The sequence below is a fragment of the Hydrophilobacter chitinilyticus genome (genome assembly GCF_049860745.1).
GTDB lineage: Bacteria > Pseudomonadota > Gammaproteobacteria > Burkholderiales > Burkholderiaceae_C > Rhodoferax_B.
The window spans coordinates 207,882-221,114 of the sequence record NZ_CP187561.1; the positions used below are offsets into that span (position 1 = coordinate 207,882).

13 protein-coding genes are annotated in these 13,233 nt (G+C 61.3%); 5 read left to right on the forward strand and 8 right to left on the reverse strand.

Annotation, left to right across the window (positions count from 1 at the left end):
* Positions 1-147 precede the first annotated feature (147 nt).
* Entirely contained in the window at positions 148-1,041 is an 894-nt protein-coding gene (locus ACPWMG_RS00965) for a LysR family transcriptional regulator (RefSeq protein ID WP_483305160.1), read from the forward strand.
* Here ACPWMG_RS00965 and ACPWMG_RS00970 read toward each other — a convergent pair.
* Complete coding sequence (locus ACPWMG_RS00970; protein ID WP_483302798.1) at positions 1,038-2,384, reverse strand: D-amino acid dehydrogenase; 1,347 nt, start codon at positions 2,382-2,384, stop codon at positions 1,038-1,040. The two genes, ACPWMG_RS00965 and ACPWMG_RS00970, sit on opposite strands and share 4 nt — an antisense overlap.
* Positions 2,385-2,496: 112 nt before the next feature.
* Here ACPWMG_RS00970 and ACPWMG_RS00975 point away from each other — a divergent pair, with 112 nt between their 5' ends.
* A complete protein-coding gene (locus ACPWMG_RS00975) occupies positions 2,497-3,414 on the forward strand; it encodes a LysR family transcriptional regulator ArgP (protein WP_483302799.1) in 918 nt (305 codons plus the stop codon).
* Between the two features lie 13 nt (positions 3,415-3,427).
* Here ACPWMG_RS00975 and ACPWMG_RS00980 read toward each other — a convergent pair whose 3' ends face one another.
* Both ACPWMG_RS00980 and ACPWMG_RS00985 read right to left on the reverse strand, forming a co-directional pair.
* Complete coding sequence (locus tag ACPWMG_RS00980) at positions 3,428-3,850, reverse strand: universal stress protein (RefSeq protein WP_483302800.1); 423 nt, start codon at positions 3,848-3,850, stop codon at positions 3,428-3,430.
* 99 nt (positions 3,851-3,949) lie between these two features.
* Positions 3,950-4,714, reverse strand: a complete 765-nt coding sequence (locus ACPWMG_RS00985) for an SDR family oxidoreductase (RefSeq protein WP_483302801.1) — start codon at positions 4,712-4,714, stop codon at positions 3,950-3,952.
* Between the two features lie 156 nt (positions 4,715-4,870).
* On the opposite strand from ACPWMG_RS00985, the gene ACPWMG_RS00990 reads away from it, so the two are divergent.
* Positions 4,871-5,785 carry a LysR family transcriptional regulator gene (locus tag ACPWMG_RS00990; RefSeq protein ID WP_483302802.1) on the forward strand — a complete coding sequence of 305 codons (915 nt, stop codon included), beginning with the start codon at positions 4,871-4,873 and terminating at the stop codon, positions 5,783-5,785.
* Here ACPWMG_RS00990 and ACPWMG_RS00995 read toward each other — a convergent pair.
* Positions 5,782-6,627, reverse strand: a complete 846-nt coding sequence (locus ACPWMG_RS00995; protein WP_483302803.1) for a metallophosphoesterase — start codon at positions 6,625-6,627, stop codon at positions 5,782-5,784. The genes ACPWMG_RS00990 and ACPWMG_RS00995 overlap by 4 nt on opposite strands.
* 207 nt (positions 6,628-6,834) lie before the next feature.
* Between ACPWMG_RS00995 and ACPWMG_RS01000 the strand changes: the two genes are divergently transcribed.
* Positions 6,835-7,020 (forward strand): hypothetical protein, encoded by a 186-nt coding sequence (locus ACPWMG_RS01000; protein WP_483302804.1) that lies wholly within the window; start codon positions 6,835-6,837, stop codon positions 7,018-7,020.
* Between the two features lie 23 nt (positions 7,021-7,043).
* Here the strand turns inward: ACPWMG_RS01000 and ACPWMG_RS01005 are convergent, their stop codons facing one another.
* Positions 7,044-8,045 carry a LysR family transcriptional regulator gene (locus tag ACPWMG_RS01005; protein WP_483302805.1) on the reverse strand — a complete coding sequence of 334 codons (1,002 nt, stop codon included), beginning with the start codon at positions 8,043-8,045 and terminating at the stop codon, positions 7,044-7,046.
* A 438-nt stretch (positions 8,046-8,483) separates the two neighbouring features.
* Here ACPWMG_RS01005 and ACPWMG_RS01010 point away from each other — a divergent pair, with 438 nt between their 5' ends.
* Positions 8,484-9,209 (forward strand): hypothetical protein, encoded by a 726-nt coding sequence (locus tag ACPWMG_RS01010; RefSeq protein ID WP_483302806.1) that lies wholly within the window; start codon positions 8,484-8,486, stop codon positions 9,207-9,209.
* A gap of 191 nt (positions 9,210-9,400) precedes the next feature.
* Here ACPWMG_RS01010 and ACPWMG_RS01015 read toward each other — a convergent pair whose 3' ends face one another.
* The 3 genes from ACPWMG_RS01015 to ACPWMG_RS01025 form a co-directional block, all read right to left on the reverse strand.
* Positions 9,401-11,269 (reverse strand): phosphoenolpyruvate carboxykinase (GTP), encoded by a 1,869-nt coding sequence (locus ACPWMG_RS01015; protein ID WP_483302807.1) that lies wholly within the window; start codon positions 11,267-11,269, stop codon positions 9,401-9,403.
* 348 nt (positions 11,270-11,617) lie between these two features.
* On the reverse strand, positions 11,618-11,767 hold the full coding sequence (locus ACPWMG_RS01020; RefSeq protein ID WP_483302808.1) for a hypothetical protein: 150 nt from the start codon (positions 11,765-11,767) through the stop codon (positions 11,618-11,620).
* Positions 11,768-11,835: 68 nt separating this feature from the next.
* Complete coding sequence (locus ACPWMG_RS01025; RefSeq protein WP_483302809.1) at positions 11,836-13,074, reverse strand: threonine ammonia-lyase; 1,239 nt, start codon at positions 13,072-13,074, stop codon at positions 11,836-11,838.
* Positions 13,075-13,233: the final 159 nt, after the last annotated feature.

Below are 13,233 nucleotides of genomic sequence, written 5' to 3' on the forward strand. Positions count from 1 at the left end.
AGGGTTTGGGTGGGTGTTGAGAGGGAATCCCACGATTCTGGGCGGTGCGGATACTCTTATCTATAGATAATCATCACTGTTTAGTTGCGGGTTTATGAAAGTAATGAGGGTGTGCATTTGAATACCTTGCTGGGCCAGTTGAGCGACATGGACTTGCGCCTGCTGCGCGTGTTCAAAGTGGTGGTGGAGTGCGGCGGTATGGCCGCAGCCGAGCTGGAGCTGAACATCGGCATCAGCACCGTGAGCCGCCACGTCAAAGACCTGGAGACCCGCTTGGGCCTGACCTTGTGCCGGCGCGGCCGGGCTGGTTTTGCGGTCACGCCTGAAGGCCAGCAGATCTACGACGAAACCTTGCGCTTGCTGGCCGGGGCGGACGCGTTTCGCCATCGCGTGGACGAAATCCACCGCCGCATGGGTGGCCAGTTGCACATCGCCGTGTTCGACAAAACCGCCAGCAACCCCGAGGCGCGATTGGGAGAGGCGATTGCCCGCTTTGGCGCGCTGGCGCCCGAGGTGGCGCTGAACCTACACGTGGCGCCGATCAACGCCATCGAGCGCGGCGTGATGGACGGCCGGTTTCAAATCGGCGTGGTGCCCGGCCACCGCGACTCGGACAGCCTGGCCTACGACGACCTGTTTGGCGAAACCATGCACCTGTATTGCGGCGCCGCGCACCCGCTGTTTACGACTGAGCATGACGCGCTGGAATGGGCGCACATCCGCGCGCACGCGTTTGCGGGCCTGGGCTACCACTCGCCCAACATGGAAATCAGCCGCCAAGTGCACCTGCAACGCACGGCCACGGGGTTTGACCAGGAGTCGATTGCCACGCTGATCTTGTCCGGCCGTTACCTGGGTTTTTTGCCTGAGCACTACGCCGCAGGTTTTGTGCAGGCCGGGTTGATGCGCGCGGTGCGCCCGGCGCTGTTTCGCTACGACTGCCGGTTCTTGAGCATCGTGCGGCGTTCACCCGAGCCGTCACGCGTCACGCTGGCGTTTCAGGCGTGTTTGCGCGAGGCGCATCAAAAACAGCCTGCTTAGGCGGCGATCGTCCGCATCGCGTGCCGGGCGCGCTCAAAGCCGTAAAAGTTGAACGGCATGGCCGGCATTTCGCCGCTGAGGAGCGCCGCCATCGCCTTGCCCGAGCCCGCACCATGCGTCCATCCCAGCGTGCCATGGCCGGCGTTGACCCACAACTTGCCGACTTTGGTGCGCCCGATATAGGGCACGTTGGTCGGGGTGGCGGGGCGCAGGCCAGTCCAGAAGCGCGGCTGGCCGCCTTCAGCCTCGCTGCGCGTGTCGCACACACCGGGCAACACGGCCTCAATGCGTTCGGCCAAAAGGCGGCAGCGGGCTTGGGCCAGCGGGGTGTTGAGTGACAGGTCAAAGCCGCCGAGTTCAATGGTGCCGGCCACGCGCAACTGGTCTCCTAGGCGGCTCATGGCGCACTTCACTTCGTCGTCGATGGTGGACACCATGGGCGCCAGTTCGGGGCGCAACAGCTTGAAGGTGGCGCTGTAACCCTTGCCGGGGTAGATGGGCAAATCCACGCCCACGCTGCGCAGTAGCGGCGCGCTGTACGAGCCGCAGGCCACCACGACCGCGTCCGCTTTGAGGGTTTTAATTTGAGAGCTTAATTGGCCACCAGCGCCCGCTGCGTTTGTGCGCACAGCTACGGATTCAATAGCGTCTTGCTGGCGGTTAAGCCGCACCACATCGTGGTGGTACAAAAACTCGGCACCGCGTGCGCTGCAGCGTTGGGCCAGTGCCTGGGTGAAGACGCGGGCGTCGCCGCTTTCGTCGCTGGCGGTAAACGTGCCGCCCACGATGCGGTGACCAAATGGCTTGAAAGCTGGCTCGATGCGCAGCAACTCGTCGCGGCTCACCACGTCGCGCGCCACGCCAAATTTGCGCATCAAGGCAGCGGCGTCACCAGCCGCGTCAAACGCCTTTTGGTCGGTGTAGTAGTGGGCAATGCCGCGTTCCAACCGGTTGTAAGTAATGCCGGTCTGGCGCACCACGTCTTTCAGCGCTTGATGGCTGTAACTGCCCAGTGCCACGATCTGCTGCACGTTGCGTTCAAAGGCGGTGTCGTTGCATTGGCTCAGAAATTGCAGACCCCAACGCCATTGCTGCCAGTCGAGTTGCGGGCGGAATAACAGCGGGGCGTCGTTGCGAAACATCCACTTCAGGAGTTTGCCCGGCGCGTCGCGGTTGGCCCAGGGTTCGCAGTAGCTAACGGAGATTTGTGCGGCGTTGGCAAAGCTGGTTTCCAGCGCAGCGTCGCCCTGGCGGTCGACCACGGTGACGTCGTGGCCACGTTCGAGCAAATGCCAAGCGGTGCTGATGCCAATGATGCCGGCGCCTAAGACGATGATTTTCATAGACCGAAGTGTGATTTGACGGCCCGAGAAATAACAGCAGAATTAAACTAATTATGAATTTATCAGTCGGCCTAATAATGCAAGCGGTCATCCAAGCGGTGTTCAAGCCCTTATGAGTATCTTTGACCCGGACGCGCTGGAGTGCCTGGCCGCCATTGTTGAAGAGGGCGGTTTCGAGCGCGCAGCGCAGCGCCTGAACATCACGCAGTCGGCGGTGTCGCAGCGCCTGCGTTCGCTGGAGGCGCAGGCCGGCACGGTGTTGATCGTGCGCAGCCGCCCGCTCAAACCCACGGCGGCGGGCCGTCTATTGCTCAAGCACACCAAACAACTACGCCTGCTGCGTGCCGACCTGGAGCGCGACATGCAAGACCTGGCGCCCAGCCTGGCCGGCGGCACGCGCGACGAAGAGCGTATTTCGATTGCCATCAACGCCGACAGCATTGCCACCTGGGCCATGGGCGCGCTGGAAGGCATCGTGCAGCAGGGTTTTCCACTGGAGATCATTGCCGACGACCAGGATTTCACGCAAGAGTGGCTGCGTGAAGGCCATGTGATGGGCTGCGTGACCACGTTGAAACAAGCCCTGCGCGGCTGCCGCGTGGCGCCACTGGGGTCGATGCGGTATGTGGCCGTGGCCTCCGCCGACTTGGTGCGCGACAAGCTGGCGGGCAGCCAGCTCACACCGCACAACTTTCGCCGGGTGCCGTTTGTGGCGTTCAACCGCAAAGACGACATGCAAACCGAATTTGTCGGCGCCGCGTTTGGCTTGAAACGGGTGACGTTGAACCAGTTGTTTGTGCCCAGCTCTGAAGGCCAGGTGCGCGCGGTGCTGGCGGGTTGGGGCATCAGCGTGGTGCCCGAGCTGCTGGTGCGCGGGCTGCTGGAGCAGGGCTTTTTGGTGAACGTGCTGCCCACACACCACCAAGCCGTGCAGTTGTATTGGCACTGCTGGAACCTGCAGTCCGATGCGTTGGACAGCCTGAGCGACGCCTTGATCGACGCCGCCGCGGCTACCCTGGGAACAACTTAAGAACAGCTTCGTTTTAACGGACGACCAATACCGGCACGACCGACTTGGCCAGCACCTGCGCGGTCACCGAGCCCATCACCAGCTTGGCCAGCCCGCTGTGGCCGTGCGAGCCCATCACCGCGATGTCGAACTTGCCGGTTTCAATCGCCTTGGTGATCACGTCGGCGGTGGAGCCCACCTTCCAGCCGGTCTTGGCGGCGATGCCGTTTTGCGTCAAAAACTTGCTCACGGGTTTGAGCACCTTGTTGGCCTCTTCGGTGTGGTATTTGTCCACTTCTTCGGAGCCCAAGGCGGCCTTGGCGCGCGGTGGCAACGCGGTCTGTACGTTGAACACCGTGAACTGCGGGTTAGGGCCAAACAGCTCAGGGTGTGCGACCAAGTAGGCCAACATCTTCTTGGTGTACGGGCTGCCATCCACAGCGAGAAAAATCTTCATGCGATGCCTCCTGATTGAAAACATCAGTGTAGGCACGCGCATGAAAAGTCCGCCTTAATACTGGTCAAACTTGTAAGGGATGCCTGCGTTCGCAGGTGCTTAAAACTCCTGCACGGTGGGGCGCAACACGATCTCGCTGATGTCCACTTCAGCCGGCTGTTCCACCGCGTAGGCGATGGCGCGGGCCACGGAATCCGCCGGGATCTGATTCGCTTCGTAGAAGGCCGCGACGCCGGCGACGGCATCTGCGTCCGTGCTGCCGTGCTTCAGCTCAGACTCCACAGCGCCGGGCGAGACGATGGTGGTGCGCACACCGGCGGGTGCCTCCGTCCGCAGGCCTTCGGAGATGGCGCGCACGGCAAACTTGGTGGCGCTGTACACGGTGCCAATCGGCGTGAACACCTTCAAGCCAGCCACTGAGGCGATGTTGATGATGTGGCCGCTGTTTTGCGCCGTCATGGTGGGCAACACGGCGGCGATGCCGTGCAACACACCTTTGATGTTGACGTCGATCATGCGGCTCCACTCGTCCACCTTGCCTTTGGCGATGGGCGCCAGCGGCATGACACCGGCGTTGTTCACCAACACGTCGATGCGGCCGAAGCGCTTGAGGGCGGCGTCGGCCAGGGCTTGCACCTGGGCCATGTCGACCACGTCGGTGGCCACGGCAATGGCTTGGGCGCCGGTGGCTTCCAGCTCTTTCACAAGCGTTTGCAGGCGGTCGGTGCGACGTGCGGCCAGCACCAAGCGGGCGCCGCGTGCGGCCAGAAGGCGGGCGGTGGCTTCACCCAGGCCGCTGCTGGCGCCGGTGATGATGACGACTTTGTTTTCGATGTTGCTGGCAACGTTGACGGTGGTGTTCATGGCAAGTCCTTGGTTGGTTCTTGGTTGGTTACATGCCCGGGGAGGACATGGGCTGAATTCTGAAATTTGCTGCGTGCTCCGTAAATTGATATGCCGCGAGTTCAGAATTCCAGAAAATGGCACACTGGCGGTGTTTAACTTTTCCGCCCCGTCGCCATGGCTAACCGTCTAGAAGCGTTGCGCATCTTTTGTGTGGCCGCCGAAACCCGTAACTTTCGCGAAGCCGCCGCGCGGCTGGCGGTGTCGCCGCAAGTGGTCACGCGTGTGGTCAAAGAGCTGGAAGACGACTTGGGCGAGCCTCTGTTCCACCGCAGCACACGCGGCGTACAGCTCAGCAGCTTTGGCGAGCAACTGGTGCAAAAGGCGCGCGAAGCCGTGGGCGGTGTGGACGGTCTGTTTCACCGCAGCGACCGGCGCACGGCCTCAAGCCACGCCGGCGTGGTGCGCATTGCCGCGCCCACCTTTATTGGGCGGCAGTATGTGATGGGGCACCTGGCGCCGCTGGCGGCGCAACACCCGGGCTTGGTGATCGACATGCGGCTGTCAGAAGCGATTGCCGACGTGGTCGATCAGCAGATCGACGTGGGTGTGCGTATCGGCTTCATGCGCGACAGCCGTTTTGTGGCGCGGCCAGTGTCCAAAGTGGACTTTGTGGTGGTGGGCGCACCGGCGTTGATTGAGCGCGTAGGGTGCCCGGCCAGCCTGGAGGCGTTGTTTACCCAGCCCACTACCGCGCTGGTCGACCGCAATACTGGCCGTTTGTGGCCCTGGCTGTTCAAAAGCGGGCGGCAAGTGGCGCCCAGCGCGCCAGCGTTTGTGACCGACCACGCCGAGGCCGAATGCGAGGCGGTGTTGGCGGGTTTTGGTTTTGGCCAGCTCACCAGCTTCTTTGCCGAGCCACACATCCGGGCAGGGCGCCTGGTGCGGCTGTTCGACGAAGAAGCGCCAGACCCGTGGACGCTGTATGTCTACCGCTCGCAGCGTGCGCCGGTGCCGGCGCGCGTACGCCTGGTGTATGACACGCTGATCGCGGCGATGGGCCAGATGAGCGCGTCAACTGCGACAGGTTAGGTCGTTTCGTTGACCTGTACGACAAATTCGTCGCGAAAGTCGACCTGCTCGCCCTTGGCGGCATAACCGAGGGGGTTGGCCACCACGCGGCAGCGGTGGGGCTGCCCGTCAACCTCAGTGGTCAAGGTGTAGTCGATGGGGCAATGCAGGTGTCCGTGGATCCACAAGTCAGCCTTGGGCAGCAGGCTGTCCAGTGAATTGCAAAACCCGGCGGTGCCTGGCGTTTCGCCATAGCGTGGGTCAGCGCTGCGCAGGCTGGGCGCAAAGTGGGTGACCACCACCGTGTGGCCGGAGTGTGGTGTGTTGAGCGCATCCACCAGCCAGGCCTGGCACTGCAGCGAAAGCTCGCGCATCTCCTGCGCCAACATCGGCAGGCCTTGTATCAGCGTGGTGTTTTTGCGCAGGTAGTAGTTGGCCGCGCGAAAGGCCTTGTCGCGCTGGCGCAGCAGGTCGGGCAGGGTGGTGGCGCGGCTGGCCAGGGCGTCGAAGTCGCTCCACAGCGTGGTGCCCACAAAGCGCACGGCGCCGATGTGGATCACTTCGCGCTCCAGCCACTCGACGCCCAACTCGGCGCACAGCGCGCGCAAACGGGTGGTGGTGGCGTCAAATTCCAGCGCATCAAACTCGTGGTTGCCGGGCACGTACAGCGTGCGGGGCCAATTCGGGCCGTTCGCGGCGGGCGAAAAGCGCCGTAGACCGAAGTCGTCTTCGCGCAGGCGCGAGCGGTCTTGGTACGAGCCTATGTCGCCGGCCAGCACCAGCACGTCCACGCCCGGGGCGATGCGCGGCTGGTAGTCCGGGGCCTGTTCAAGGTGCAGGTCGGACAGCAGCTGGATCTTCATGTGGGCGGGCGGGTGGTAGGTTGAAACAGGGCACGCCAGCAGTTTAGAGGCACTGTGACAAATGTCGCACGGCGAACTGGTTTCGCCCAGTTGAAGGTGCGATGTTTGGGGTTATGCGCAAACTGCATAGATCGGCTATTGCGTTTCTAGGGTTAACCCTTATTCTTCAAACATCGCAGTTTTAGCTGCTTCGTTGGAGATTCCACCATGTTTAATTTCATCGCCAAAGTGCAACCCCTGAAGTTCTTTTTGTCCAACACCAATGCGGCACAAGCCCAGCAAGATGTGGCCAACGAGCTGTTTGAATCGGCCGACACCCGCGCCGGTCTGGATCCACGCCACGCCGCTGAATTGCGCGATGCCGCCCGTGCTTACCTGAGCGTTGTGCGCTAAGAAGCGCAAACAGCCTTCCGAACCTAGATCTTCAAGTCCATTTGTTCGCGCCATTCCGGCGTTCCCGCACCAAAAGCTTTGTGGGCCGAACGGGATAAGGCGTCACGCAGCCAAGCGTGCCCGCCACTGTGTTCATGGCGCAGGTGCCAAACGGCATCGACATGCACAGCCGGTACAGCAAACGGCAATTCGCGTTGCACCAATCGCGTGGCAATGCCGGTCTCCTCCACGAAGTGCTTTGGCAGCACGGTCAGCAAGTTGGAGTTGAGCACCACCCGCCCAGCAGTAAAGAACTGGTTCACCGTTAGCACCACACGCCGGTCGCGCTTCAGGCGCTCTAACGACTCGTCGATGAAGCCGTAAGGCCGGCCCGAAAAGCTCACCAGCAAGTGGCGCGCGGCGCAAAAGCGGTCGAGCGTGAGCGGGCCATCGGCCAGGGGGTGTTCGTTGCGCATCACACAGACATATTGGCCGTCGTACAGGCGCAGAGTGGCGAAGGTGCTGGTTTTGCCGACCTGCGCGCGCGCCGTTAAATCGGCCACCATGGCGGGGAAGAAGCCCACGGCCAGTTCGGCCGAGCCTTCTTCCAATAGCTTGCGCGGGTCGCGTGTGGTCAGCGGCACCACACGCAGTGAAATACCGGGCGCTTCGTCTTCCACAATGCCCACCAGGCCGGGAATCAACGCGGCGGCGGTGGCATCGGCCATGGCGATCACAAAGGTGTCGTCGGCCTCCGCTGGCACAAAGTTTTGCGGTGTGAGCGACTGCTGCAGTTGCAGCAAGGCATCGCGCACCGCCGGCCACAACACCACGGCACGCGGCGTGGGCTCCATGCCCTGGCCGCTGCGGCGCACCAACTCATCACCCAAGGCTTCGCGCAAGCGGCGCAAGGCGTTGCTCACTGCTGGCTGGGTCAACGACAGGTTGTGTGCGGCGCGCGTCAAGCTGCGCTCGGACATGATTTCGTTGAAAACCCGCAGCAGGTTCAGATCCAGAGTGCGGAAGTTGGGCTCGTGGGATGGCATAGCGGGCACCTGCAGTGATGGGGTTGTGAACTAGTTCACGAACGATGGTGCGATGTCAGACAACAAACTGTTGTGAAAACGCAAATTAGAGTTTGGACTCCAGCAAGAGGCTGTTGAGGCAATGCGTTGTTCCATCCTCGAAATACACCGTAGTGATGTTGCGATGCACCATTTTTGCGTGTGAAGATTCGCTAAATTTAATAGCTAGATATTCAGTCTAGATATTCGTAATGGGCTAAAAATATCTAGACAAGAAAGCATCACACGCACCATAGTTGTGCTCAATCCCGCCTAGATGCTGTAAGCCATATCTGACCAATACATCACTATTGTGAATGAATTCCATCACAAAGATAAAGTGGAAAAGTACTAGGGGTAACCCTAAGATTCGGTCATCCCAAGCCAACTTGGCGGGGATAAATGAAAAGGAAATACATCATGACCAGCTTTGTCCACACCAATATGTCCACCGTGCACCCTGGCGTTGCACGTGCGGAATCGGTCTACGCTGCAGCGCGTGAGCTGCGTCAAGGAGGCTTCGACAGCGCCAAGGGTCTGTCGGCCGTTTTGTTGGCTGGCGTCGTTGCCGCCTGTATGGTGGTCGCCGACAAGATGGTGGACACCTGGGCTGAAGGCCACTTGTTCACCGCTTGGGTGATCATGTGGGCCGTTGCTTTCGCTGCTTTGGCTCTGAGCGCAGGCACTGTTCGCCGCGTGGCCAACCGTGTGGTGGCTGCCGCTGACGGCTGGTCGCAACGTGTCGCTCAAGAGCGCGCTGACCAACGTCTGTGGGAAACCGCACAGCAAGTGCCCTCCGTCATGGAAGACGTGATGGCCGCCATCGAACGCAGCAACGTTGAAGCACCTGCCGTCGCCCGCCGCGCCATGCAAGTCACTGCCGCTGACACCAGCTTCTCGTTGGCCAAGGTGGTTGCTGAATGGCAAGCCAAGAACGCCCGTGCCCGTGCCGACGCCCGTCTCTGGCAAGTCGCCCAACACGACAGCCGTGTGATGGCCGACCTGATGGCTGCCCAAAGCCGCGTTGAAGTGGCCAGCGAAGTGTCGAGCAAGCCACTTGCTGCAACGCCTTTCAAGCTGGAAAAAGCAGCTGTGGCGCGTGATGCCCTGTACACACGTCACCCCAACTTCGCGTACTACGCCTGATTGTCTCCATGTCCCTTACGGGGGACATTTTCGAAAGCTGCCCTCGGGCAGCTTTTTTTATGGAAAAAAATAGCGGCGTGCGCTTGCTGGATAAGCGCCAATGGCCTCTTTCACCTTGAAACTTGCAGGCAGCAAAAAGCCCGGACGAACCGGGCTTTTTTGCACTCCACAGGCCCGAAGGCCCGACCGGATTACGCAGCCAGTTGGCTGGCCAGCTTTTCCTTTGTCTGCACCAGTTCAGCAGGCAGGTGGTAGGCCAGTTGCTGGAACAGCTCGGTGTGCAACTCCAGTTCCTTGAGCCAAGCCGCGCGGTCAATGCTGGTCACGGTGTCGAACTGCTCTGGCGTGAAGTCCAGGCCCGTCCAGTTGATGTCGGCGTAGGCTGGGCTCACACCGAAGATGTGTTCGCTGCCGGTGTTGGCGCCTTCTATGCGGTCAATCATCCACTTCAGCACACGCATGTTTTCGCCGTAGCCAGGCCAAACGAACTTGCCGTCGGCGCCCTTGCGGAACCAGTTGGTGGTATAGATCTTGGGCAGTTTGGCGCCTGATGCTTCCAGCTTGCTACCCAGGCTGAGCCAGTGCTGGAAGTAGTCGGCCATGTTGTAGCCCATGAAGGGCAGCATGGCGAACGGGTCGCGGCGCACCACGCCTTGTTGGCCAGCGGCCGCGGCGGTAGTTTCCGAGCCCATGGTCGCGGCCATGTACACGCCTTCGGTCCAGTTACGCGCCTCGGTTACCAGCGGCACGGTGGTGGAGCGGCGGCCGCCGAAGATGAAGGCGTCGATCGCCACGCCCTTCGGGTCGTCCCAGGCTTCGTCGAGTGCCGGGTTGTTGATGGCAGCCACGGTGAAGCGTGCGTTCGGGTGGGCGGCCTTGGCGCCGGTTTCCTTGGCGATTTGTGGCGTCCAGTCCTTGCCTTGCCAGTCGATCAGGTGTGCTGGCAGGGCCTTGCCAGCCACGTCGTCTTCCATGCCTTCCCACCAGACGTCGCCGTCATCGGTGAGTGCCACGTTGGTGAAGATCACGTTCTTGTCCAGGCTGCGCATGCAGTTGGGATTGGTCTTGAAGTTGGTGCCGGGGGCCACGCCAAAGTAGCCAGCCTCGGGGTTGATCGCGCGCAGTGAGCCGTCGGCTTGAGGCTTGATCCAGGCGATGTCGTCACCGATGGTGGTGACTTTCCAGCCTTCGAACCCGGTAGGGGGTACCAGCATCGAGAAGTTGGTCTTGCCGCAAGCACTGGGGAAGGCCGCTGCCACGTGGTACTTCTTGCCTTGGGGGTTGGTCACGCCCAGGATCAGCATGTGTTCCGCCAGCCAACCTTGGTCGCGGCCCATGGTGGAGGCGATGCGCAGCGCGAAGCACTTCTTGCCCAGCAAGGCATTGCCGCCGTAACCCGAACCGTAGCTCCAGATTTCGCGGGTTTCAGGGTAGTGCACGATGTACTTGGTCTTGTTGCAAGGCCACTTCACGTCGGCCTGGCCAGCTTCCAGCGGCGCGCCCACGGTGTGCACGCAAGGCACGAAGTCGCCGTCCACGCCCAGCACGTCGTACACGGCGGCGCCCATGCGCGTCATGGTGCGCATGTTCACTGCCACATAGGGGCTGTCAGACAATTCAATACCGATGTGCGCAATAGGCGAACCCAGCGGGCCCATGCTGAAAGGCACCACATACATGGTGCGGCCCTTCATGCTGCCCTTGAACAGCGGCGCCAGCGTGGCGCGCATTTCGGCAGGCGCCATCCAGTTGTTGGTGGGGCCGGCGTCTTCTTTCTTTTCAGAACAGATGTAGGTGCGGTCTTCCACACGTGCCACATCGCTTGGGTCGCTTTGGGCGAGGAAGGAGTTGGGGCGCTTGGCGGGGTTGAGCTTTTTGAAAGTGCCGGCGTCCACCAGTTCCTGGCACAGGCGCGCGTACTCTTCTTCGCTGCCGTCACACCAGTAGATGTCTTTAGGCTGGGTCAGCGCGGCCATTTCGGCCACCCAAGCGATGAGCTTGGCGTTTTTGACGTATTTGGGTTCGTTCAGGGCCAGGCCCTGCATCGTGGGTGCGTTCATCGGTAAAGCTCCAAAGTAAAAAATCGTCTTATCAAAAACAGCTTCTGCCCAAGGGGCGATGCAGCCTTTCAAAAGACGTCTTCCGTGGCGCAGGATGAGAACCCGTTGTCAGCGTCGTGGGAGCCGATTTTAGGGAGTGGTTCTAAAGTTACCAAACGATTACAGGCCAACTTTATGCCGAACATGCATCATGTTATGTGCTTCTGTATCGGCCTCTGTAGGAGAAAAGCGCGTTTTGTGCACTGCGTGAAAAAGAAGGTTCCTGGGCCCAAAACGACAAATGCCGGTGACCTTGCGATCACCGGCATTGCCGAGAAACGAGGGGTGCGCCCGAGGGCGCTGGCCGAATCAGGCCATGAAGACAGCGATAAACGCGAGCAAGAAGATCAACACACCGCCCACCACCGGCAACACGATTGGAATCAGCGGGACGATGGACTCAATGGCGTCCGCCGGCTGATGCTCGGCTGCAGCGTGGTTTTGCGTGGGTTCGGACATGGCGACTCCTTTTCTGCTCTTTTGTCTAAGTTGTGTTCGGATTCTAGTGGGGCTTTTTCACTGGTGATTCAAATTTGTTCGTTGGCCTCAAAACCGGCCGTACGCAAAGCCGCCAATACCTCCTGCACGTGGGCGCGGCCACGTGTCTGGATCACCAGCTCAATGTCCACGTTCTGCGCCGACAGCGCGGTAAACGCCCGCTGGTGGTGCACTTCGTTGATGTTGGCGCCCGCGCCCGCCACCGTGGCGGTGATCTTGGCCAGCGAGCCCGGGTTGTCGCGTGCGCCCACACGCAGCCGCGACAGCCGCCCCGCGCGCACCATGCCGCGCTCGATGATGGCCGCCAGCAACAGCGGGTCGATATTGCCGCCTGACAGCACCAAGCCCACGTTTTTGCCTTTGAAGCGCTCCGGGTATTTCAACAAAGCCGCCAGCCCAGCCGCTCCAGCGCCTTCCACCACCGTCTTTTCAATCTCCAGCAGCATCAGAATGGCCTGCTCGATGTCACCTTCGTCGACCAGCACTAGGTCGTCCACCAGTTCGCGGATGATTTCCTGGGTGAGCTGCCCGGGCATGCCGACGGCAATACCTTCGGCAATCGTGCTGCTGCCCTGGGGGAACGCCGTGCCCTTGACGGCATTCACCATGGCCGGGAACTGGCTGGTCTGCACACCCACAATGTGCAAATCGGGTTTCAGCGCACGCGCTGCCGTGGCGATGCCGGCAATCATGCCGCCGCCGCCCACGGCAATGACGAGCATGTCGAGCTGTGGCACCTGTGTGAGCATCTCCAGCCCTACGGTGCCCTGGCCGGCAATGATGTCGTTGTCGTCATACGGATGCACAAACACCAAGCCGTCGCGCTCGGCCAGCCCGTAGGCGTGGGTGCGGGCTTCTTCCAGCGTGTCGCCGTGCAGCACCACCTCGGCGCCAAAGCCACGTGTACGTTCTACCTTCACACCGGGCGTGAAGCGCGGCATGACGATTACCGCGCGCAGGCCCAGGCGTTGTGCGTGGTAGGCCACGCCCTGGGCGTGGTTGCCGGCGCTCATGGCCACCACGCCGCGCAACACCGGTGTGTCGGGCGCTGTGCCATTGGCGCGCGCTGCCTCGGCCTCAGCCAGTTGCACGAGTTTGTTGCAGGCGCCGCGCTCCTTGAACGACGCGGTGAACTGCAGGTTCTCAAACTTCAAGAACACCTCGGCGCCGGTGATCTGCGAAATGGTGCGCGAATCGACACAGGGCGTGTCCAGAATCTGGCCCTTCAGACGCAAGGCGGCGGCGTGGATATCTGCAAGTGTGGTCATGGCGAAGAGTGTGACAAATTTTTGCGCTGGCGCGATGATGACATGCCCGTTTGACCTCGTTGCCGCTGGACCCCTGGGAAATTCTGCGAAGTATCTTCCCAAGGGTTGCGGCCTGCGTTATGGTGCGGCCAACGTATTCCGTTCCTGGGAGCACTTTCC

Coding starts and splice junctions, on each gene's coding strand:
- ACPWMG_RS00985 (WP_483302801.1), bottom strand. CDS start 4,714: ATGAACACCACCGTCAACGTTGCCAGCAACATCGAAAACAAAGTCGTC.
- ACPWMG_RS00980 (WP_483302800.1), bottom strand. CDS start 3,850: ATGAAGATTTTTCTCGCTGTGGATGGCAGCCCGTACACCAAGAAGATG.
- ACPWMG_RS00965 (WP_483305160.1), top strand. CDS start 148: ATGGACTTGCGCCTGCTGCGCGTGTTCAAAGTGGTGGTGGAGTGCGGC.
- ACPWMG_RS01010 (WP_483302806.1), top strand. CDS start 8,484: ATGACCAGCTTTGTCCACACCAATATGTCCACCGTGCACCCTGGCGTT.
- ACPWMG_RS01005 (WP_483302805.1), bottom strand. CDS start 8,045: ATGCCATCCCACGAGCCCAACTTCCGCACTCTGGATCTGAACCTGCTG.
- ACPWMG_RS01015 (WP_483302807.1), bottom strand. CDS start 11,269: ATGAACGCACCCACGATGCAGGGCCTGGCCCTGAACGAACCCAAATAC.
- ACPWMG_RS01020 (WP_483302808.1), bottom strand. CDS start 11,767: ATGTCCGAACCCACGCAAAACCACGCTGCAGCCGAGCATCAGCCGGCG.
- ACPWMG_RS01025 (WP_483302809.1), bottom strand. CDS start 13,074: ATGACCACACTTGCAGATATCCACGCCGCCGCCTTGCGTCTGAAGGGC.
- ACPWMG_RS01000 (WP_483302804.1), top strand. CDS start 6,835: ATGTTTAATTTCATCGCCAAAGTGCAACCCCTGAAGTTCTTTTTGTCC.
- ACPWMG_RS00970 (WP_483302798.1), bottom strand. CDS start 2,384: ATGAAAATCATCGTCTTAGGCGCCGGCATCATTGGCATCAGCACCGCT.
- ACPWMG_RS00995 (WP_483302803.1), bottom strand. CDS start 6,627: ATGAAGATCCAGCTGCTGTCCGACCTGCACCTTGAACAGGCCCCGGAC.
- ACPWMG_RS00975 (WP_483302799.1), top strand. CDS start 2,497: ATGAGTATCTTTGACCCGGACGCGCTGGAGTGCCTGGCCGCCATTGTT.
- ACPWMG_RS00990 (WP_483302802.1), top strand. CDS start 4,871: ATGGCTAACCGTCTAGAAGCGTTGCGCATCTTTTGTGTGGCCGCCGAA.